The sequence below is a fragment of the Vibrio sp. S/42/10 genome (assembly GCF_029890535.1).
GTDB classification, from domain to species: domain Bacteria; phylum Pseudomonadota; class Gammaproteobacteria; order Enterobacterales; family Vibrionaceae; genus Vibrio; species Vibrio cyclitrophicus.
This window is the reverse complement of sequence record NZ_JAKMZC010000026.1, coordinates 1-21,399: the sequence shown is the minus strand read 5'-3', so window position 1 is coordinate 21,399 and position 21,399 is coordinate 1. Positions and strand designations below refer to the sequence as shown.

Here is a 21,399-nt window from a genome sequence, read left to right as displayed (position 1 = left end):
AAGAGGAAGAGAAGTAGGCGAGCTTTGCCCTCTTTTCTTACGCAAATTTGGCATACAATTTCCAAGTACAGATATTGTAGTTAAAGAGAATACTAGCGTTAGCTAGTGTCGATTTTAGTTAAGCATTTTGCAATGAGGGTTAAATGACTATTCCTGCACTAAAAGATTCCGTGAAAATTGTTGCCTCCGATTTAGATGGTACGCTGTTAGCGCCAAACCATCAGCTCAGCGACTTTACTAAGCAGACACTCACGAAGTTACATGGACAAGGTTATACCTTTATCTTCGCTACTGGCCGACACCATGTTGATGTTGCAGGCATTCGTAAACAAACAGGCATCCCCGCTTACATGATCACCTCGAACGGCGCGCGTGTGCATGATCAAGACGACAACCTGATGTATGCCAAAAACCTGCCAGTGGATCTTGTACAAAGCGTAGTTGATGTTCTCAAACAAGACCCTGAGATCTTTATTCATATCTACATGAACGACGAATGGTTGCTAAACCGTGAAGACGAAACCATGAAGAATTTCCACGATCAAACTGGTTTTACATACCGACTGTATGACGTCGACAATGCGCCGACCGAAGGCATTGCTAAAATCTTCTGTACTCACCCAAATCAAGAACATGAACACCTTGTTCCGTTCGAAGATAAATTGAACGAGCAGTTTGGTGACAAGCTGAATATCGCATTCTCAACGCCTTGGTGTTTAGAAGTGATGGCAGCAGAAGTGTCTAAGGGTGATGCGCTACAAGCCGTTGCACAATCTATAGACCTAGAACTTGAGAACTGTATTGCCTTTGGTGATGGCATGAACGATGTCGAACTCCTTTCAATGGCTGGAAAAGGCTTAGTGATGGGTACATCGCATGAGAAGGTCCTCAAAGCTTTGCCACACAATGAAGTGATTGGCAGCAACGCCGACGATGCGGTTGCACACTACTTAGAAAAACATCTGCTCTAACCTTGTCTCGTCGAAGCCATCTTAATAAATAAAAAGGCAGCCAACTGGCTGCCTTTTTGAACCTTACGTAAAAAGCTCTCTCTAACGCTATCGAGAACCTAGCACTTCTTTGCTTAAGATTGCCTGCCACTCTTGTTCGGTAACCGGCATGATAGATAAGCGATTACCGCGCTTCACCAATGGCATCTCTGATAGTTCAGGCATGGCTTTAAGCGTTGCTAAGGGAATCAAGCGTTCAGTCACTCGAACAAACTCGACATCCACCATTATCCAGCGCGGGTTATCTGGTGAAGACTTAGGATCGTAGTAATCACTCTCTGGGTCGAACTGAAAGTGGTCTGGGTAGGCTTCTCTGGTTACTTTGGCGATCCCTGCTACGCCAACTTTCTTACATGATGAATGGTATATCATCACTAGGTCTCCAAGCTTAACTTCATCGCGCATCATGTTTCGAGCCTGATAGTTGCGTACACCCTCCCAACAAGAGGTTTTTTGTACTCTCAGAGTCTGAATAGAAAAGGTGTCAGGTTCTGTTTTAAATAACCAATATGCCATAATAAATCCAATTAACGGTTGCTCCGAGGAAGATATAACATGAAGGTAATAAAAAACCCAGTGACATGGCTAGTCGCATTCGCTCTACAAGGCTGTGTCACAGCGCCAAATGTCCCCCAAAAGCCAGAACTACCACCAGCAACCTTGGATGAGCCACTGAGCATCCAACCGCAAACCTTCATCATGCGTGGTCAGGTTGTGGTTGGCCATGAAAGCCGAACCTTCACTCCTTGCGGTAGCCAACAACAATACTGGTTAGATTTATCACCAGAATTAGCACTGGAAGCTCAAGGGCTAGCAACCCGACCTTACCAAGCTTTATATGGCGAGCTGATTGGATACCTAACTGTGCCGAGCCAAACGGGTTATAACGCAGATTTCACGGCACGTTTCGTGGTTGATCAAGTGAATATCCTAACCGCAGAAAACCCTAACCGTTGTGACCAACCCCTACGTTCAACACGCGTATTTGGCAATGAACCTTTCTGGTCCGCAGCCTTCGATAAAGACCAACTCAAATACGCTCAGATGGGCGAAGAACCACAACGCCTAAATATTGAATCAAGCCGCACCACACCAAACAGTCGTGATTACCAATTAGAAGGTAAAACGGCGCAAGGAAAACTCAATCTCAAAAAAGAAAGCTGTAGCGATGGCATGAGCGACTCAATCTACGGCTTGGAAGCCAAGCTCAATCTCAATGACAGTAGCTACAGTGGCTGTGCGACATTATCAAATCAAGATCCAACGCTGAACTGGAGCGGGCTCTACTTCGCAAGTTCAACGAAGAACACAGGGTTCTCTATCAACCTTGAACTCAACGATGATCACAGCGCTGTGACCACATACTCGTACAGCAATGGCGACCCTTCAATTGTTGAACAAGGCTTCTGGCAGCAACTGAACCAAAATCAAGTACAAGTGGTAATGACTCGCCACCAGCAACAATACTTAATCTCTGAACGTATCTTCACGCTCGACAACGGCAAGCTGGTCGCTGAAAAAGAGAAAGTAGGCAACGTTGTCTACCCGATTGCCAATGGCGGTTTGGTGTTATTTGAAGCCAAGAGTGAACAGGCGCAAGTAAACACGACCACGGCCGTGGATCTAACCGCAAAACAGGTTAACTCGAGCGATCAACTTGATCAAAAAGTCGACCAAGCGATCCGTGAGTATTTCAAGATCAATAACACCTCACCGGACAACACTAAGTATCGTTGGCTGACTTACGATCTTAACGGTGACGGTAAAGAAGAGTTACTCGCTCAACTCAACTGGTGTGGCTCTGGAGGCTGTACTTTACTCATTTTTGAAAACCATCAAGACAACTGGCGTTTCAACAGCCGGGTAACATTGGTCAAAGGGGATATCCGCCTTGGCAAATCACAAAGCCACGGCTGGCACGATCTTATCTTCAATGTCAGCGGAGGTGGGGCAACACCGGCGAAACATACACTGTCTTACTCTGGTGTCAGCTACCCACTTAACCCAAGCGTAGCGCCAGTCGCAGATAATGCTAATATCAGCGATGTGGTTTTGTTCGCGGATGGTATCTCACCAGCAAAAATCGGAGTTAAGTTATAAACATGAGTAACCAACAAGCTTGTGGTGGTTGTGGTTTTACTCACCAATGCGTTTGTCATTTAATACCAAGTATTAAGAGCCAAGTCGACCTTGTACTGTTGACTCACGAGAATGAGTTTTCGCGAGACACTAATACAGGGAAACTGCTGCAACAATCGCTTGAGAAGTGCGAGGCGTTCGTGTGGCAACGAAAGACGCCACCTGCCGATCTAATGGCATTACTTGAAGATGAAACACGACAGCCTTTTCTATTGTTTCCAAGTGATAAAAGCATCGAATGTCAGCAAGCCGTGTCATCTGTAGCTGGAGATCGTAAGCCGCTATTCATTATTTTGGATGGAACATGGCAAGAAGCGAAGAAAATACTCAACAAGAGTGTTTGGTTACAAGCGATTCCACAAGCTCACCTCAACATTACCAGTGAATCCTCATACACTCTGCGCCGCAACCAAGACAGTGGTCATTTGTGTACCTGTGAGGTTGGCGTTGAACTGCTCAAGGCATTAGGTGAAGAAGAGCAAGCGCGACAGATTGATGACTATTTCCAACATTATCTAAAAGTATTCCAAGCCGATAAGTGTGGCCACTCACTCAAATAGTTGAGTGCAGATGCTGGAGATAAATAGCTAAAAACAAAGGGTGAGCCATAAGCTCACCCTTTTTACATCGCACTTTAGTTTTTGAACCAATGAGTGTTTCACGTGAAACGATCGGCTACGTCAATCGCCCCATCAAAACAGACGCTTGGGTTCACCAAAATGATACCCCTGCAAGTAATCAACCCCCATATCCTCTGCTATTCGACATACCTGTTCATTATGTACGAACTCCGCTACCGTCTTAGCGTTTAAGATATGACACAGACTGACGAGTTGTTGAGCTATTTTGCGTTGCTTCTTATCTTTATCGATATTGCGAATCAAGCTGCCATCGAGCTTTATCACTTGTGGTTCCAGTTTCAATATTTCATCGATGTTCGAATAGCCAGAACCAAAGTCATCGACAATGATATTCACCCCAAGATCGCGAAAGTGATTACACACCTCGATCAAGCGACCGTAATCCTGAATTTGCTCAGTTTCTAACACCTCTAAACCAATACGCTGTGGGTGGCTAATTTTTTTGATGGCTTGCTCAAGGTGTAAAATGGTTTTCTCATTGCTGAAATCTTGTGGCGCTAAGTTAATGGAGAACGAATCGGTTCTCTGGCTCATGAAATCAAAGGTGCGCGTTATCATTTGGCGACTTAAACGTGTATAGAGGTGGGTACCCTCAATAATAGGTAAGAACTTACCCGGTGCGATCAACTGGCCATCTTCTTCGATTCGAACCAAGCACTCGTAGCTTTCTACTTGATGACTATGTGCCGACACAATGGGTTGCGAGCAAGCAACAATATTTTGGTTGAGCACCGCGCGGCTGACACACGATAGCCAACCGAGTTGTTCTTGGCGATGCTTCTCTAATTGGATTAACGCCTTAGCACTCACCAGATGTTTATTCTGACTCACCGCGCTGCGTCGAGCTTCAATCGCTTTCAGTAATAAATCATCAATGGAGGTCGTAGGGAAATCGCGACGACTCGCGACACCAGCACAGACTGAAACCGAAAGATAATCGATATCCGGTAACCCCATTGGCTCAAAGTTGACATGCTCGGTTTGATCTGCAAATTCAGAGAAACGCTGGTGGATTTGCTCTTGACTAGCCCAACTGTCAAAAACCACGGCCCACTCGCCAATGCCAATACTATAAAGTTGGCAACTCTCATCAAAGAACTTCAAAAGTGCTTTTTGAAGGTATTCACTCAAGTCATGCAGAAGCTTATCACCTACTCGATAACCGTACTTCTCATTGATTTGACCAAAGGTGGTGACCTTCAGCGTTAATAAATGGCTATCAAAACTCATTGTCGACAATGCTTCACGCAGTACACTTCGATTGGGTAGGCCAGTACGGCGATCAATTCGGTAGCTCGCAGTCAATGCAGTCGCTTGCTGTTGAATCTTACTGGCCATACTGTTGTTCATATCATCGACATCAAGCAGTGCGTTTCGAATCAGTGAAAATAGCGGGGATATATTGGTTGCTGGTTGTGTTTCGAGTGGCAACGCAGCCTTACCTTCCCCTTCTCTTAGGGCGAGATAAGTTAAGCTATGATGCAAGATTCTTTGTTGACCCGTATCTTGATAAAGCTCGCCCATACAATAAACACCGTAAGTATCCGCCAGCTTTTGGAAAACCTCTACCTCTTGGTTACCATCGATAAAGTCGATTCGAGAAGTGCAGTTATAGATAAAGAGCTGTTCTGGTTTATGTGAGGCAATTTGTTGAACGCCAAGCCTAACTTGCTCTAAAGTCAATGAGGGGTGGTCATAACAAAATCTGACCTCATCGCCCACCTGAAACTGACCACTGAACTCTATCTCTCCGCACTCCATGACCTCAAGTGGCAGGTGAATATTTTGCTCTTTTGGGTCGCCAACCATCAAAGGGAAGTTGTGCAACTGTTCAAAAGGGACCTCCAGACCATCAGCAAGGTAACGATTATAAAGATCACGAATCGGCATTCCATCCAATTCTGCTAACCGATTATCTTGAGCGCCCGTCACTCGAAAGGTTCGACCGATTGGATTCCACTCAGTGTAATAACCTTTGGTAATGGCAAGCTTTGAGCTGTGCAACGCCACCATCACATAGGCATTTTCATAACAGACACCATTGAGCATTACCCATCGGCCCCCCTCTGTAATGGTAGAGGCACCACCACAAATAGGTAATGAGTATCTCGATTGCTCAAACGCTGCAAACAGAGCTCGGTTGTTTATCTGCAAGCGATCTGCGAAACAGATGATACTTTGAGTTTCGGCATGACACTGCAGTTGCTCCGCCATCATTCCACTATCGAGTAGAGGCTGCTCACTGTACTCCACAATACCGCAAGTGTAAGACGTCGCGTCAAAGCGAGTGACAATAAGATAAAGGCCTTGATGCAGGATGACACCTTGGCTGATGTAGTGGTTTGCACTACAACCAATGAGTTTGGCGTTGGGGAAAATCGATTTAATCACTTGGCAGGCAGCCAAAACCGAACCTTTCTCGAAAGAAGAGAACACCTGAATCAGCAAACTTTCATGTTTATGAAAATCTATCTTGTCCAATTCATGTTGGGTTTGTTCTATGTCTTGTATCAGGAGAGAGGTCGACTGCATATTCACATTAATCGTTACGTTAATGATTCGTCATTGTGCTTAGTATAAATACAGCTTGCACGGAATAATTACGATCGTCGTACTAATAATGTGACGTTAGTTAAACATCATTCATTTCAATAAAACCAGGCGGTGAGCTGTGATTGCGCGCCGTTCAATAGATATATCGTATAACAGCCTGACCTTTGTATTTTAAAACAATCGCTTAGGCTCACCAAAGTGATAACCTTGTAGGTAGTCGACACCCATTTGCTCCGCGATATCACAAACCTGTTGGTTATGAACAAATTCAGCGACTGTTTTAGCATTAAACACCTGACATAAACGCACCAGTTGAGAGGTGATATTTCTCTGTTTTTCGTCCTTATCAATGTTGCGAATCAAACTGCCGTCCAACTTAATGACTTGCGGTTCAAGCTTGATGATTTCATCAATATTGGAATAGCCTGAGCCAAAGTCATCGACAATGATTCTCGTCCCTAGAGCACGGAAGTGATCACATACCTCAATCATTCGGCCATAGTCTTTAATCTGCTCTGATTCTAAAACCTCTAAACCAAGTCGAGTCGGATCATTCATACCGCTAATCGCCGCCTCAAGAACCTCAAGCGTCTTATCGCTCAATAAATCTTGCGGGGATAGATTGATAGAGAACGAGCTCTGCTTATCCGCCATATAACCGATGGTGCTTTTAATCATATGTCGGCTAAGACGAGTATAAAGATGCGTATCAGCAATGATAGGTAAGAACTTACCAGGAGGGATAATCGAGCCATCTGATTCCATGATTCTGACCAAGCACTCTTGAGCGATCATTTCATGAGTCCCCGCCGCTACAATAGGTTGTGAGTAGGTAATTATGTTCTGATCTAAGATCGCTCGGCTTACACAACTCAACCAACCAAGTTGCTCCTTACGATCTTCTTCGCTGACTTGAATATTCTTAGCATTAGTAATGTGAGTATTATTTCGCACACCATAACGACGAGCTTCAATGGCCTTTAATAAGATCTGATCACCGCTGTCGCTTAAGAAATCACAACGGCTCGCAAAACCACCGCATAACGATACTGAGAGATAATCAATATCAGTGAGTCCATAGGGTTCAAAGTTGGTGTGTTCGATATCATCAGCGAACTCGACGAAACGTTGCTCTATCTTTGTACTATCAACACTTGCATTAAAGATGATAGCCCACTCACCAACACCAATACTGAACAGCTCTACCTTTACCTTGGATTCCTTAACCACGCGAAGGTGCAATCGCTCTACAAAGTAATTAGAGAGATCCTGTAATAACTGATCCCCTACTTGGTAGCCATATTTCTCGTTCACTTGGTGGAAATTGGTCAGTTTGAGCGTCAACAGGTGCTCAGTGAAGAGAATCATATTGAGGCGTTCTTTTAATACAATGCGATTAGGCAGCCCGGTACGAGAGTCAATACGATAACTTTCCGTTAAACGACGTGCCTGTTGATGAAGTTTTTCCTCCATCTGAATATTCATGCTATCGAGATCAGCAACGGCATTTCTTACTAAATTAAGCAATGGTGATACTGTAGAGTCACGCTGATAACCCCCACAGCGAAACTCATCGATCTCGTCCGACTCTCTCATCGCAATATAAGTAAGACTATGATGAAGTATCTCTTGGCGATCTTCATTGCGATATAGCTCACCCATGCAGTATGCTCCGCACGTATTCACGATTCCTTCGAATGGCTTCAGTTCAAGTTTACTATCGATGAATTCAAGTCGAGAGACGCAGTTATAGATAATCACAGACTCAGGCTGATGGATGGCCAGCATCTCAGCGCCATGACGAACTTTTTCTGCGGTCAAAGACGGATGGTTATAGCAGAACTGCGCTTCTTCACCGATATGCCAAGGGCTATCAAACTCGATACTTCCATCATCGTTGATACGCAAAGGTGTCGATATCCCCTTCTTTCTGCCAAGTTCTCGATAAAGTGGAAAGCTCATCAGTTGACTAAAGGGAAGATCTTTTCCATCGGCAAGGTAATGTTTGAAAACCTCGATGGCAGGCTTATCATTTAATGCATATAAGCGATGACCCTCAGCGCGCGTTACTCGCAGCTTCATCCCGATCGGGTTCCACTCAGAATAAGCATCTGACCAAACTTTTAATTTAGGGTTACTCAAAGCAACAGCGACACAAGCGTGCTGATAAATTTCTTCGTTGTGCATCACCCAACGACCAAATTCATTCTCATGACATAACCCACCAGCCACCGGCAAAGCGTAAGGCAGATTCTCAAAGGCGTTATAGATAGGGTAATCACGACCTTCAACCTGATCACATAGACTGATCACGGTCTTGGTATCTTCAGATAGGTTTAACTGAGCAGTTAACGCTTGGCTGTCATGACTAGGGTTGCCAGTAAAAGGCTGAACAGCAGTAGATAAACGAGTTTCGTTAAATTCACTGATAATGATTAACGTACACGTACTTTCAAGGCAGTTGTCACAAATAACATGGCGTGCACTTTGCCCAATTAGCGTCGCACGATTTAAACGCTTTAAGGCAATACTCGCGATTCCACGAGCGACATCAGAAGATTGAGCAGAAAAGAGCTGGATAAGGTATTGTTTGTTGTCACTCCACTCTCGCAGATTAAATTGAGACTTAAATAACTCCTCAGTATTTGCGAGAAATGTAAATGTTTGCATGCCAACCCTTGTTCAAAATCGAGTGAATTGAATAACCCGCAACCTCTGCTTGACTGAAATGAATCTATAAAAATAGCCGCCAATTATCCTAGCCTAAACCGGCTTTTAATGGCGACTACTGTAACAATTCATTATCATAAATGCGACACGATAAGCTTATAGTGGCGATTAAATGAGTCGCATAAGGTCGCTGAGCTGATCTATTTCAACATCAGGTAACACACTTGCCTTAGAAGATAGATATAAATTGGAACCCGTATCATTAAACCAGCATGCTTGGAAGCCATTTCGCTTCGCCCCATAGACGTCAGTTCTGAGATGATCACCAACATGAAGGATATTCTCAGCATCGAACCCTAAGTACTGCTGAGCGGTATCAAACATATCAGGGTAAGGCTTTGCTTTACCGTCAGGACCAGCTTTGAGGATTAACTGAAAGTACTGGCCTAACCCTATTTTATGCGGATCGACGTTACCATTAGTAATCGCAACGAGCGAAATACACTGGCTGAGTTCTGTCATCACTCGGTGTGTTTCTTGAGGCACATCGACTTGATTACGCAACCACAAGGCATGCTCAATACCCTCTCGAGCCGCTTGTTCTGCTTGCCGCAGAGAATAGCCCAATTGCAGCAAACCAATTTTAATCTGAGTTTCACGCCACACAGTGACATCATGTTTTAAGGTTGGATTTTCAGATGCGACTTGCTGCTTGATGCCCTGCCACTCTTCGAGCGATAAAGAAGCCGACACAGGGTGCTTTTGATAAAGCCACTGTGCCATCTCCTTCTCAACCTTCATGATCACAGGCCAGTTGTCATACAAGGTGTCATCTAAGTCAAAGGTCATGGCTTTGATGGGCTTTAACCCTCGATAAATTCGCATAGTAAACCCTTTAATCTAATCTCTATTCTTCTTACGAGCTCTCGGATGAGCCTGATCATAAGCTTGTGCCAGGTGCTGGAAATCTAAGTGGGTATACACTTGGGTCGTCGAGATATTTTCATGTCCAAGTAACTCTTGAACTGCGCGAAGATTTTGGCTCGACTCAAGCACATGTGTTGCAAAAGAGTGACGCAATTTATGTGGGCTAATGTGACTCGCGACGGATTGCTTCTTACCCCACTCTTCCATACGCTTTTGTACGCTGCGATGAGAGATACGGGTCCCTAGTTTTGACACAAACAGGGCGGTTTCACCCGGTGAAGCCAATTCACCACGAACTTTAAGCCATTTATCGACCCACTCTTTAGCTAAACCAGAAAACGGCGCTTTACGTTCTTTGTCACCTTTACCAATCACTCGGATTTCACCCTGCCGGCCTAATACATCTTTAAGGTTGATTCCGACTAATTCAGCGAGTCGCAAGCCTGCACCATACATCACTTCCATCATCGCTCGATCACGAATCGATAATGGGTCATCTCCATTCACTTCAAGCAGTTGACCCACTTCATCAACATCGAGGTTCTTAGGTAAAGGGCGTTGTTTACGTGGAGCTGAAACCCCTTTTGCTGGGTTAGCGTTCATTTCACCACGTAACACAAGGAAATCAAAGAAGCTGCGCAGTGAAGATAAGCGCGTCGCAATACTGCTCGCCTTCATTCCCTCTCGCATGCCTTTACTGGCAAGTTGTCTTACCCACGCCGCATCGACTTGGCCCCAGTCTTTTAGGCCAAGAGTGACTAAATGAGCGGCCATGGTTTCAAGCTGTTGTTTGTAATTACGTTGGGTGTGTAGGCTGAGTCCCTTCTCGCTTCTGAGATATTCATAGAAGCGAGAAAGTGGCTTTTGAAGGCTGCTAGGAAGAGGTGTTTTGGGCTCTAGGCTCATTATTTATCTGCCAAGGTAAGGTATCCGCCAAATGAGCTACTACCAGCGCTAAATGGCGTAAAAAGAGCGTGTCCATATGGGGTTGGAAATGTCCGCCATCTTCACTAGAAAAGGCGAGCAAACCCAATGGAGACAGCTTAGCGAGCGGTAGTACTACATAAGAGCCTAGCTCTGGAACGGGAAAATCACCAAACAAATCGTGTCTGTCGGTTTTTCTCAAACGCCCTAAGTAAGCATCTTTACCATTGAAATGGTTAAGTGAGAACTTAGAGTAACGCTCTTCATTGAGCTGATAAAAACCTGATTGCGAAAGGATTCGAACATGAGCCTTAAGCCCTAGATCTAACGCTTTTTGCTCAACAGCTTTTATCACCTGCATGAAGTCACTGCATTTCAGCACCTGCGCTTGCAGATCCATAAATTCATAGAAGGTCTTATCGTTATTTGCAGCCAACGACATCAAACCGGTGATCTCTTCTTCGAGCTCTTCGATTCTGTGGCGTTGGCGTTTTAGCTGAACCTCAACCAGAGAAACAGCCCCCTGCTCAACGTTATTGATAGCAAGGCGATCAACCAAATCTTTCCTGTCTTGAAAAAAATCTGGGTTATCACGTAAATATTCCGCGACCACTTCTGCGGTGAGTGCGTCGGCTTCAACGTAAGACAAAACCTATCCTTTATGTTTTATGAATCGATGAGTGATGAATCGTTCTTAGCAAGAAAGTTGACCATCAAACACATGCGTTGCAGGGCCAGTCATAAACAAAGGCTTACCCGGACCTTGCCAGCTGATCTGTAAATCACCTCCAGGCAGACGAACTTTCACATTCTCAGCCAATAAGCCTTGAGTGATACCAACCGCAACGGCGCCACATGCACCGCTACCGCATGCTTGAGTTTCACCCGCACCACGTTCGTAAACACGCAAACGAATTTCATCACGGCTGATCACTTGCATAAAGCCAGCATTCACTCGCTCTGGGAAACGCTCATGCGATTCAAGAAGTGGGCCCAAGGTGTCTACGTCAGCGGTATCAACATCATCAACAACGGTAACCACATGTGGATTACCCATGCTAACGGCACCACAGAATAAAGTGTGGGCATCCGTTCTTAAGATGTATGTCTTCTCTGACTGTTTCGCCTTGAATGGAATCTTGCCTGGTTCGAACTCAGGAACACCCATGTTTACGGTGATCTGGTCATTGTCTTCAATCTTAAGAACCATTTTACCTTTCTTAGTGCTTACGTTGATGCTGTACTTATTCGTTAAGCCTTTCATGCGAACGAATCGTGCAAAACAACGAGCACCATTGCCACACTGCTCCACTTCACTGCCATCCGCATTGAATATGCGGTAATGGAAGTCAGTTTCTGGGTCATAAGGAGCCTCAACCACAAGTAGCTGATCAAACCCCACACCAGTGTGACGATCCGCCAAACGACGGATCAAATCTGGAGAAAAGAAAATATTTTGAGTAATGCAGTCCACGACCATGAAATCATTGCCCAAACCATGCATTTTAGAAAAATGGAAGTGCATAACGCTTAAAATTACTCCGGAAGAATGTTTTCAAGTTCCCACAAACTCGTAAGCTCTTCACGCTGACGAACCAAGTGAGTTTTATCGCCATCCACCATCACTTCAGCCGCACGCGAACGAGTGTTGTAGTTAGATGACATCGCGAAGCCATAAGCACCAGCTGAACGAACTGCTAGTAGGTCGCCTTCTTCGAGAACAAGGTCACGATCTTTACCTAAGAAGTCACCCGTTTCACAGATCGGACCAACCAAGTCGTAAGTCACGGCTTCACCCTGACGAGGGCTGACTGGCACAATATCTTGCCAAGCTTGATAAAGTGCGGGGCGCATCAGGTCGTTCATTGCCGCATCGATGATGGCAAAGTTCTTATGCTCTGTTGGCTTGAGGAACTCGACTTTCGTCAATAATACACCAGCGTTAGCAGCAATCGCTCTTCCAGGCTCGAAAATCAGCTCTAGATCAGAATGATTGTCTAAGCGAGCCAATAAAGCTTTTGCGTAATCTGAAGGCTGTGGTGGTAATTCATCACGATAAACCACACCAAGGCCGCCGCCGACATCAAGGTGTTTGATGTTAATCCCATCAGAACGCAGCTGATCAATCAGCGCGAGCAGGCGATCAGTGGCATCGATAAAAGGTTCGATATCGGTTAACTGAGAACCGATGTGACAATCAATACCATGGATAGACAAGTTATCGAGTGTTTTTGCAAAAGCATAGACGGCAGGGGCACGGTCGAACGCAATACCAAACTTGTTGTCACGCAGACCTGTAGAAATGTAAGGGTGAGTGTTCGCATCAACGTCTGGGTTGATACGCAGAGAAATCGGCGCTTTAACACCAAGTTCACCTGCCACTTTATTTAGTCGCTCTAGTTCTGGCTCAGACTCTACATTGAAACACTTAATGTTTAACTCAAGCGCACGCTTCATTTCTGCGGCTGTCTTACCAACACCAGAGAACACAACTTTAGCTGGATCGCCACCTGCAGCAACCACACGCTCTAACTCACCACCAGAAACAATATCAAAACCAGAGCCCAAGCGAGCCAAAGTATTCAATACGCCGAGGTTTGAGTTAGCTTTAACGGCATAACACACTAAGTGTGGGTGCTCACCAACCGATGAATCAAACGCATTCCAGTGGCGTTCTAATGTTGCACGAGAATATACATACAGCGGTGTACCATATTGCTCTGCTAGTTGTGAAAGTGCGACGTCCTCAGCCCAAAGCTGGCCATCTTCCTGATAGTTGAAGTAATCCAAAGTTCTTATCCCTTATAAATAACGATTTCTGCGTGTTTTCACTTATTGTGGTTGTTCGGTCTGTTGAACATCTTCAGGATCGTACAACGGACCCGTTTGACCACAACCAGAAAGTCCAATAACGGACACCATAAACAGAGCGGTAATTAATTTTTTCATTTTGCATATCGTGATTATTAACTCAATGCCCCCTATAATCGCACCACACTCAGGAAAAGCAATAGGATAGAAAGGATGAACGATACTGAATTTCATCAACTGGTCGATATACAGATGCAAAACATCGAAGAAGCTATCGATGAATCAGAGGCAGATGTTGATTACGAAGTGACTGGTAACGTGATGACACTAGAGTTTGAAAACCGCAGCCAAATTATTATCAACCGCCAAGAACCAATGCGTGAAATCTGGTTAGCCTCTAAATCTGGTGGCTTTCACTTCAAGTTAATTGATGACAAATGGACATGCTCAAAAACAGGCATGGAATTGTTTGAGATGGTGAAAGAAGAATGCGTGAAACATGCAGGTGAAGAGATCAATTGGGTCTAATCATTTGTAAGCGAAAGGAAAAAGGAGTGAATCAATCACTCCTTTTTAATATCTGTCGGCTCAAAAACTTAGATATTGACTATCTTCGAGCTACGAGAAGACAAAGTAGCATCGTTACGATAAGGCACGACATAAGAGTTGCCTTCTTCCGGATGAACAATTTGATAGTACTGAGGTAGATTGAAATTAATCAACCTAGAGGACACCTTCGTTTCATCTTTTACTGAAGTGTAGAAAGAGTTCACGCTTGCGATCATCTCATCTTTTTCACCACTGTATTGGTGGTACACCTCAACTTGATTCGATTCATCCAATACATAAATATTGAAGCCTTTATCCGTGTCTTCAAAAAAGAACTGGATTAAACCCTCACTAGCAAAACCATCAACCACTTCGGGTAATTGATACTCTTGCTCTTTATCTAGCATCTGTAAAGGCGAGCCCTTCAGCTTGTTGGTTGAAATACTACGATAGAAATCAACCGAGTTTTCCAGCATCTGTACCGAGACACCACGACGTTCAAAGAACAGACCAAACATTTTGTTAGCTAAACGGATAGCCTTAAAACGACGACGCTTTTCAGGCTCAATCGGTTTCAATCGCAAATCAATGCACTCAGCCAACAACTGATACACCATGTTACGCATCACACCACGTAGGTTTTTGCTGTAACAGAACACATCAACTGATTCTGGCGGTAGAGCATCTTGGTGCATTTTACCCAGTACAGTTTTAAGGGCGTCCAACATCGCGGTATCACCTTGAAAATGAAGCGTACGCACTTCATGCCAAGAATTACGATAAACCAGATCAACACTCCCAACCAAGCTCTTACCTTCTTCACCAAAACTGAAGATATCGGCATTCTTAAGATCAAGCTTCAATTCACGAGGACTCAACTCAGAAGTCGGATCATTCTCAAAGTTGATGAACATCGCCAGCTGGCTTATTTCACATGGACTGGCCAGCGCTTGCATGCTTGGGCGGCGCTTACGCAAAGAAAAAGTATTTCTCAGGTCACTGACCATTTGATAGAACTTATCAATATCAATATGAGCATCACGAACAACAGAATGTAAACGAGTCGATTCGGTAATCAAACCATTAAAGAATGACCAAGCAACCAACTTACTCAAGTACTCATGATGCTCTAAAGATGGCTGACCAAGAATGCGGTGTGCAATCAATGGTTGTTTATACAAGTACCAGCCCGCTTTGTTCGCCTGGCCTTGGCGCACCTCAATAAAACTCAAATCCGATTCATGTAAATCAGGGGAAATTTGAGGGTTCAATAGCGTCACTTTGCCAGGTAAAACTTCAAACGCAGCATAGAGCTTGCGAGCTAAAATACTGATGTCTTGTGGGCTGATAGCTGAAGTAATGTCATTGCGACGTGCAAATTGAATGAGGTTACGGTAGCTCAACATCAAGGCATCAAGCAGTGCATGGTGCACCACTTTAACTTGCTCAACTTTCCAGTTACGGCGGTTGTCGAGCTCAGCGATCGTTTCATGTCCCCAATTCCAAGATTTAGTCATCTCGGTCAAGGCTTCACGACGCCATGCAACAGAACCATTACCTGCTTCGCGCGACAACTTTTCGTGGGTCTTGAGGTAGAAACAACGTCTAACTAAATCCAATCGAGTATGGTCGTTAATGCGTTCTAAATAGCGCGTTACCTTCTCAAGCATCAGATAATAGCTATCCATGCCGTAAAGATCAGGTTCGTCCGCAAAGAAGCGACGCTTGGTATCAATGCTAAGCAGTTGAGTATGTGGGTACTCCCATGAATAAGCTTCTAACAGAATAGCCTTCAAAACCGATTTATACGGTGAGTCGATACTCTTATAAAGTTGCCATAGGTTTGAACCAAAGTACTCTTCGGCAGGAATGCGATTCAACTTACCAAAGTCGATCCACTGCGAGCAATCAAGATAACCATCCTGACATAAACCTTGAACATATTGGTCGTAACACTCCTCCATTTCTGGTGGAATGATCTGCCATAACAAACGCTGGCCAGCCAAACGAACTGCAGAGCGATAAAACTCATCAAGTAATAGCAAATGTTGTGAAGAACCACAGTTATCGCCAGTCATCTCTTCAGAATGATTTGAACGAAAACGTTCTCCATCCATTAAGAAGAAGTTTGCTTCAACCCCTAAGGTTTCAGCCCAATCGGTAATAAGCAAACATTTGTTAGTCAGGCTATCGCGCGATGCACCGTCCATATCTGGAGAAACACAAACCCAGATATCGAGGTCGCTTGAGGTACTTTGGCCAATAGAAGAAGTGCTACCCATGGTGTAAAGACCAAGAATTGCAGGTTCAGCCGCTTCGGTCAGCTTGCCACCAAGTGTTAATTCAGTATCTGAGACAAATTGCTTTTGGAATGAGTTAAGCGTGAAGCTATGAATTCCAAAAGGAACTTGCTGGTCGTAATAACCAGGCATCATGGGATGATTGAAATGAAGCAGTGTGGGAATAAGGTTAAAAACTCGCTGACCTTGGACATTCATCAACGCCAACGCACGATCAATACGCTGCTGATTTAGATTGTCTAATCGTTGAATCAAAGTCTGAGTGTAAGCCTGCAAGGTAAGTCCTTGGTTTGAGATTAAATGCACTTCTGTTTAGTTACTGAACGAAAGGAGCAACAAAACGTGATCAATTTAACACTTTTACCCCTAATGGTAAAGCAAAGGAGCTTGTCATGCTGGCCAATTCTTTAATGACAAAAAGTTAAACTCACGGCGCCGTAGTGTCCTCTGTATTGACTATTTCTAATAATAGCCCATGTTTCAAATGAGATACCAATCACACTATTTTGGTGAACTAGTGAAAATCCCTCAGCTATAAAAGGGGGAAGCGATCAAACAGTAAGAATTTTCGCCTCACAATGGTAGGATTAGGTTATTACAGAACCTATATCGGAAACACCATGACAAATTCAGCACCAATCCGTATCGCAACCAGAAAAAGCCCTCTTGCCCTTTGGCAGGCATACTTTGTAAGGGATGCACTGCAAGCTGCTCACCCTGGTTTAGAGGTTGAGTTGGTAACTATGGTGACCAAAGGTGACATCATCCTAGACACTCCTCTTGCGAAAGTAGGTGGTAAAGGGTTGTTCGTTAAAGAACTCGAAGTAGCCATGCTAGAAGGTCGTGCTGACCTAGCGGTTCACTCAATGAAAGATGTGCCTGTCGACTTCCCTGAAGGTCTAGGTCTGGTGACGATTTGTGAACGTGAAGATCCTCGTGACGCTTTCGTATCAAACACATACAACAACATTGATGAATTGCCACAAGGCGCTGTCGTTGGTACGTGCAGCCTGCGTCGTCAATGTCAGCTACTGGAATACCGCCCTGACTTGATCATCAAAGAACTACGCGGCAACGTAGGAACTCGTCTAGGTAAACTCGATGACGGCCAATACGATGCTATCGTCCTAGCGGCAGCTGGTCTTAAGCGACTAGAGCTAGAAGAGCGTATCCGTAGCTTTATCGAACCAGAGCAGTCTTTACCAGCAGTAGGCCAAGGCGCTGTCGGTATTGAATGCCGTCTTGATGATGAACGTCTAATTAAGCTTCTTGAACCACTAAACCACAAAGATACCGCTGATCGCGTACTATGCGAACGTGCAATGAACCTTACCCTAGAAGGTGGTTGTCAGGTTCCTATTGGCAGCTACTCACTACTAGATGGCGATAATATCTGGCTACGTGCGTTAGTTGGCGAACCGGATGGTTCTAAAATGGTTCGTGGTGAGATCTCTGGCCTTCGCAAAGATGCAGAAGCACTTGGCGTTACTCTGGCAAATCAATTGCTAGATGACGGTGCGAGAGAAATCTTAACCAAACTATACGCAGACCAAGATTAGCCATGACAGTGTTGGTAACTCGTCCCGGCCCAGAGGGACAATCGCTTTGCCAACAACTAGCGGATGAAGGGATTCAAGCAATCCACCATCCGCTTATTCGCATCGTTGATAATCCACCCTCATCGAATTTAAGCACCCTGCTTAAGAACAGCGATATTATAATCGCCGTCAGCTATCACGCTGTGACCGCGGCCCAAAACATCCTTTCTAAAACTGCATCTATTTGGCCATCTTCGCCGCTTTATCTTGGCGTTGGTCAAAAAACTGCGCACGTTTTAAGCAAAGTCTGTAAACAAAAAGTAAACTATCCTCAAGTTAGTGATAGTGAACATCTTCTTAAACTTACTGAACTTAATGATGTAAATAATAAATCCATTTTGATACTGCGTGGTAATGGTGGACGCGAGCTCATTAGAGACTCTTTACTTAACAGAGGCGCACAAGTCTCTTATTGTGAGACCTACCGTAGAGAATATATTCCTATTAGCGACCACAATACCTATCAAGCATGGATAAACGAAAAAACATCCAAAGTTGTCATCACTAGTCAGGAGCAATTGGAATATCTCCGCTCAATTACTCCTGATGAGTATTTGGCTTGGCTTTCAACAAGACAACTATTTGTCCCAAGCCAGCGCATAGTGGAACGAGCACAACAACTCGGTTTCGCTGACGTAACTAATACTCACAGTGCTACGAACCAAATATTACTGGCTGCTCTCCGGCCTTAGCTAGAAACAGGAAATAAGCATGACAAGCAAAAAAAATAACGAGCATATTGAACCTGAAAAGAAACAAGAGACTCAGACAGTAGTTGTTGAAAACGAAAAAGCTGAATCTGAAGAGACAAAACAGCCAGAAGATAAGCTTGATGGCTCAGTGTCAAATGTAGCTCAAAATGATGAGACTCAAGCAGAGCACCAAGAGCAAATAGAAAAAGCCGAGAAACAAGGTAAGCGCGGTGTCAAATTAGGCGCAATTGCGATCGCTATTTCTATTATTTTCAGTGGCGGTATCGCATTTCAAATGCAGCAAAAGAGTGCTGAATACTCGGCGGAAATTGCAGCCCTACAAGTTGAACTGAAAAATACTCAGTCTGCAGTAAATAAAGATCTCCAAACTATCAAGCAAGAGACCATCCAAGAAGCATCACATGCAGTAGAGAAAACTCAGGTAGTGCAATCCCAACAGCAAAAGAGCATTCAAAGCCTTCAACTAGCCGTTGCTGATGTAAAAGGCCGTCGCCCTAATGACTGGTTACTTGCCGAAGCCGATTACCTTGTGAAACTTGCTGGCCGCAAGTTGTTTCTCGAACATGATGCCGTTAGCGCAACCAAACTCATGGAAAGTGCCGATCAACGTATCGCAGCGTTAAATGACCCTAGCTTAGTATCTCTCCGTCAATCAATGACTAATGACATTACCAAGCTTCGTACGATCCCTCTGATCGATCGTGATGGCCTAGTATTGCGAATTACAAGTCTTCAACAACAAGTCGACCACCTACCGCTTGCCAATGCAATCCTGCCTGAGGCTGCCGTTGTTGAGAAAAAAGCGGTATCAGGTGATATTAATGATTGGCAAAACAACCTAATGACGTCGATGAAAGACTTCTCAGAAAACTTTATTACGTTTCGTAGCCGTGATGGCGAAGTAATACCACTACTGTCTCCAGAACAACACTTCTACCTACGTGAAAACATTAAAGGCAAACTCGAAACCGCTATTCGTGCTGTGTACAAAGAACAAGGTGATGTTTATAACGCAGCGCTTAAAACGGCTAACGAATGGTCGACGGCTTACCTAAACCAAGACAACCAGTCGGTAATCGAGTTTGAGAAGGCTATCAAACAGTTAAGCGAACAAAACATCTCTGTAAAATACCCAGTGAAACTTGAGTCTCAAAATGAGTTGTCAGATGTAATACGCGAACGTCTGCGTCGTGAAATGACCGTTATGACCACGGAGGAAAAATAATGATTCGTTGGATTTTTCTTTTTCTCATACTGGGTGCAGGTCTGTTTGTTGGTACCCAGTTCTCAGGTCAACAAGGTTATGTATTGATCTCGATTGCTAATAAGACTATCGAGATGAGTGTAACGACCCTGGTTATTTTTGTGATTGCTCTTTTAGCCGCTTTATTCGGCCTAGAGTACCTATTTAAAAAGCTAATTTACGCAAGCTCAACAACTTGGAACTGGTTCAGCGTACGCAAGCTAAAACGCTCTCGTCGTTATACCAATGAAGGAATCATCAAACTTCTGGAAGGTGACTGGAAAGGCGCAGAGAAAAAAGTGACTCGTTGGGCTAACCATCACGACATGCCTCTGCTTTGTTATTTAGTCGCATCTCAAGCTGCTCATGAACAAGGTAATACCAGTGACCGTGATAAGTACATCGAACTTGCTAGCCAACAAGAGGACTCTCTACTAGCCGTTGAGCTAACTAAAGCAAAACAACAGATCAGTGAGTCGAACTACGAAGCCGCATTCGATACACTTTCTACCCTAAAAGGCTCCTACCCAAACAACACGGCTGTACTTGGCCTACTAAAAGCCACTTACACGCAGCTTAAACTCTGGCAGCCATTACTAGAGTTAACGCCTAAGCTAGCTAAAAACAAGCTTCTTACGGCTGATGAGCAAGTTGAGTTAGAACAGAAAGCTCAGTGTGGTTTGCTTCACGATGTCGCACAACAACAAGGCAGCGAAGGTTTAATCAGCCATTGGAATAGGCTTTCTAGAAAACAGAAACAAAGCTCACACTTAGTGTCATGTTTTGTTAAACAACTGATAGCTCGTAAAGCTGACTCAGAAGCGTTCACAGTGATTAAAGAGAACATTGCGAAGAATGGTTCAAATGAGCTTTACATGCTTTTACCTGAGCTTAACCTGGCCGATCACCATCCAATAGTAGTGATGTTAGAACGTGCTATCAGTAAGGATGATAGCAATGCTGAAGCGCATAGCGCATTAGCTCAATTCTACCTCAGAGAACAGAAATGGGCGGAAGCACAAAACCATTTTGAAAAGGCATTGGCACTTCGCTCAAACGTATCAGATTACGGATACCTATCCGACGCGTTAGAAAAACAGAACTTAACGAAAGCAGCCCACGAAGTTTCTCGTAAAGCTCTGACTTTAGTTCAACCATCTTAAGCTAATAATAACTAACACGAAGCCGATGCCTATGAAGTGACCCCGTAAAGTTGGACATTTCTGTTAAGCGGCTTTCAAGGCCTGAGTTCGATATTCTATCGGAGTCAGGCCTTTTAGTTTCACTTTTATACGTTTGGTATTGTAGTACTCGATGTATT

Annotated in this window: 19 protein-coding genes; 8 read left to right on the top strand and 11 right to left on the bottom strand. The window is 44.3% G+C overall.

The genetic code is table 11. The annotated features are described in order from the left end of the window. Positions 1–143 precede the first annotated feature (143 nt). The gene (locus tag L8S15_RS20285) at positions 144–971 is read left to right on the top strand and encodes a Cof-type HAD-IIB family hydrolase (RefSeq protein WP_010438760.1); all 828 of its coding nucleotides are present in this window, start codon (positions 144–146) and stop codon (positions 969–971) included. Between the two features lie 87 nt (positions 972–1,058). Here L8S15_RS20285 and L8S15_RS20280 read toward each other — a convergent pair whose 3' ends face one another. Beyond that, positions 1,059–1,526 (bottom strand): EVE domain-containing protein, encoded by a 468-nt coding sequence (locus L8S15_RS20280; RefSeq protein WP_004740480.1) that lies wholly within the window; start codon positions 1,524–1,526, stop codon positions 1,059–1,061. A gap of 39 nt (positions 1,527–1,565) precedes the next feature. Here L8S15_RS20280 and L8S15_RS20275 point away from each other — a divergent pair, with 39 nt between their 5' ends. Continuing rightward, complete coding sequence (locus L8S15_RS20275; RefSeq protein ID WP_010438767.1) at positions 1,566–3,110, top strand: membrane protein; 1,545 nt, start codon at positions 1,566–1,568, stop codon at positions 3,108–3,110. 2 nt (positions 3,111–3,112) lie between these two features. Then, positions 3,113–3,709 carry a DTW domain-containing protein gene (locus L8S15_RS20270; protein WP_010438769.1) on the top strand — a complete coding sequence of 199 codons (597 nt, stop codon included), beginning with the start codon at positions 3,113–3,115 and terminating at the stop codon, positions 3,707–3,709. A gap of 132 nt (positions 3,710–3,841) precedes the next feature. Here L8S15_RS20270 and L8S15_RS20265 read toward each other — a convergent pair whose 3' ends face one another. From L8S15_RS20265 to L8S15_RS20230, 8 genes are all read right to left on the bottom strand, one after another. Continuing rightward, positions 3,842–6,322, bottom strand: a complete 2,481-nt coding sequence (locus L8S15_RS20265; RefSeq protein ID WP_016768432.1) for an EAL domain-containing protein — start codon at positions 6,320–6,322, stop codon at positions 3,842–3,844. A 192-nt stretch (positions 6,323–6,514) separates the two neighbouring features. Beyond that, positions 6,515–9,013, bottom strand: coding sequence for an EAL domain-containing protein (locus L8S15_RS20260; protein ID WP_016794753.1), 2,499 nt, complete (start codon positions 9,011–9,013; stop codon positions 6,515–6,517). A 168-nt stretch (positions 9,014–9,181) separates the two neighbouring features. Further along, positions 9,182–9,898, bottom strand: a complete 717-nt coding sequence (gene yigB, locus L8S15_RS20255; protein ID WP_010438778.1) for a 5-amino-6-(5-phospho-D-ribitylamino)uracil phosphatase YigB — start codon at positions 9,896–9,898, stop codon at positions 9,182–9,184. 15 nt (positions 9,899–9,913) lie between these two features. Then, entirely contained in the window at positions 9,914–10,846 is a 933-nt protein-coding gene (gene xerC, locus L8S15_RS20250; RefSeq protein WP_010438782.1) for a tyrosine recombinase XerC, read from the bottom strand. Beyond that, positions 10,815–11,513, bottom strand: a complete 699-nt coding sequence (locus tag L8S15_RS20245) for a DUF484 family protein (RefSeq protein ID WP_010438784.1) — start codon at positions 11,511–11,513, stop codon at positions 10,815–10,817. Before L8S15_RS20245 ends, xerC begins: the two co-directional genes overlap by 32 nt. Positions 11,514–11,558: 45 nt before the next feature. After that, positions 11,559–12,389, bottom strand: a complete 831-nt coding sequence (gene dapF, locus L8S15_RS20240) for a diaminopimelate epimerase (protein WP_016784009.1) — start codon at positions 12,387–12,389, stop codon at positions 11,559–11,561. 11 nt (positions 12,390–12,400) lie between these two features. After that, entirely contained in the window at positions 12,401–13,654 is a 1,254-nt protein-coding gene (lysA, locus tag L8S15_RS20235) for a diaminopimelate decarboxylase (RefSeq protein ID WP_010438789.1), read from the bottom strand. Between the two features lie 42 nt (positions 13,655–13,696). Next, positions 13,697–13,909, bottom strand: coding sequence for a lipoprotein (locus tag L8S15_RS20230; RefSeq protein ID WP_016768428.1), 213 nt, complete (start codon positions 13,907–13,909; stop codon positions 13,697–13,699). Here L8S15_RS20230 and cyaY point away from each other — a divergent pair. Beyond that, the gene (gene cyaY, locus L8S15_RS20225; protein WP_010438796.1) at positions 13,889–14,203 is read left to right on the top strand and encodes an iron donor protein CyaY; all 315 of its coding nucleotides are present in this window, start codon (positions 13,889–13,891) and stop codon (positions 14,201–14,203) included. The two genes, L8S15_RS20230 and cyaY, sit on opposite strands and share 21 nt — an antisense overlap. A gap of 68 nt (positions 14,204–14,271) precedes the next feature. Here the strand turns inward: cyaY and L8S15_RS20220 are convergent, their stop codons facing one another. Then, entirely contained in the window at positions 14,272–16,800 is a 2,529-nt protein-coding gene (locus tag L8S15_RS20220) for a class I adenylate cyclase (RefSeq protein ID WP_016784010.1), read from the bottom strand. Positions 16,801–17,144: 344 nt separating this feature from the next. Here L8S15_RS20220 and hemC point away from each other — a divergent pair, with 344 nt between their 5' ends. Genes hemC through L8S15_RS20200 form a run of 4 tightly spaced genes read left to right on the top strand, consistent with a single transcriptional unit; the run spans position 17,145 to position 21,241 of the window. Further along, entirely contained in the window at positions 17,145–18,083 is a 939-nt protein-coding gene (hemC, locus tag L8S15_RS20215) for a hydroxymethylbilane synthase (protein ID WP_010438801.1), read from the top strand. 2 nt (positions 18,084–18,085) lie between these two features. Next, positions 18,086–18,814, top strand: coding sequence for a uroporphyrinogen-III synthase (locus tag L8S15_RS20210; protein WP_010438803.1), 729 nt, complete (start codon positions 18,086–18,088; stop codon positions 18,812–18,814). Between the two features lie 19 nt (positions 18,815–18,833). Further along, positions 18,834–20,060 (top strand): uroporphyrinogen-III C-methyltransferase, encoded by a 1,227-nt coding sequence (locus tag L8S15_RS20205; RefSeq protein ID WP_016784011.1) that lies wholly within the window; start codon positions 18,834–18,836, stop codon positions 20,058–20,060. Further along, positions 20,060–21,241 (top strand): heme biosynthesis HemY N-terminal domain-containing protein, encoded by a 1,182-nt coding sequence (locus L8S15_RS20200; protein ID WP_010438807.1) that lies wholly within the window; start codon positions 20,060–20,062, stop codon positions 21,239–21,241. Before L8S15_RS20205 ends, L8S15_RS20200 begins: the two co-directional genes overlap by 1 nt. 63 nt (positions 21,242–21,304) lie before the next feature. Here L8S15_RS20200 and L8S15_RS20195 read toward each other — a convergent pair. Continuing rightward, positions 21,305–21,399, bottom strand: a 95-nt coding sequence (locus L8S15_RS20195; protein WP_133146159.1) for an IS3 family transposase, incomplete at its 5' end; no start/stop codon positions are given.

What these genes read in the sequence shown, in the direction of transcription:
- L8S15_RS20285 (WP_010438760.1), top strand. Translation starts at nt 144, where the DNA reads ATGACTATTCCTGCACTAAAAGATTCCGTGAAAATTGTTGCCTCCGAT.
- L8S15_RS20280 (WP_004740480.1), bottom strand. Translation starts at nt 1,526, where the DNA reads ATGGCATATTGGTTATTTAAAACAGAACCTGACACCTTTTCTATTCAG.
- L8S15_RS20275 (WP_010438767.1), top strand. Translation starts at nt 1,566, where the DNA reads ATGAAGGTAATAAAAAACCCAGTGACATGGCTAGTCGCATTCGCTCTA.
- L8S15_RS20270 (WP_010438769.1), top strand. Translation starts at nt 3,113, where the DNA reads ATGAGTAACCAACAAGCTTGTGGTGGTTGTGGTTTTACTCACCAATGC.
- L8S15_RS20265 (WP_016768432.1), bottom strand. Translation starts at nt 6,322, where the DNA reads ATGCAGTCGACCTCTCTCCTGATACAAGACATAGAACAAACCCAACAT.
- L8S15_RS20260 (WP_016794753.1), bottom strand. Translation starts at nt 9,013, where the DNA reads ATGCAAACATTTACATTTCTCGCAAATACTGAGGAGTTATTTAAGTCT.
- yigB (WP_010438778.1), bottom strand. Translation starts at nt 9,898, where the DNA reads ATGCGAATTTATCGAGGGTTAAAGCCCATCAAAGCCATGACCTTTGAC.
- xerC (WP_010438782.1), bottom strand. Translation starts at nt 10,846, where the DNA reads ATGAGCCTAGAGCCCAAAACACCTCTTCCTAGCAGCCTTCAAAAGCCA.
- dapF (WP_016784009.1), bottom strand. Translation starts at nt 12,389, where the DNA reads ATGCACTTCCATTTTTCTAAAATGCATGGTTTGGGCAATGATTTCATG.
- cyaY (WP_010438796.1), top strand. Translation starts at nt 13,889, where the DNA reads ATGAACGATACTGAATTTCATCAACTGGTCGATATACAGATGCAAAAC.
- L8S15_RS20230 (WP_016768428.1), bottom strand. Translation starts at nt 13,909, where the DNA reads ATGAAATTCAGTATCGTTCATCCTTTCTATCCTATTGCTTTTCCTGAG.
- hemC (WP_010438801.1), top strand. Translation starts at nt 17,145, where the DNA reads ATGACAAATTCAGCACCAATCCGTATCGCAACCAGAAAAAGCCCTCTT.
- L8S15_RS20210 (WP_010438803.1), top strand. Translation starts at nt 18,086, where the DNA reads ATGACAGTGTTGGTAACTCGTCCCGGCCCAGAGGGACAATCGCTTTGC.
- L8S15_RS20205 (WP_016784011.1), top strand. Translation starts at nt 18,834, where the DNA reads ATGACAAGCAAAAAAAATAACGAGCATATTGAACCTGAAAAGAAACAA.
- L8S15_RS20200 (WP_010438807.1), top strand. Translation starts at nt 20,060, where the DNA reads ATGATTCGTTGGATTTTTCTTTTTCTCATACTGGGTGCAGGTCTGTTT.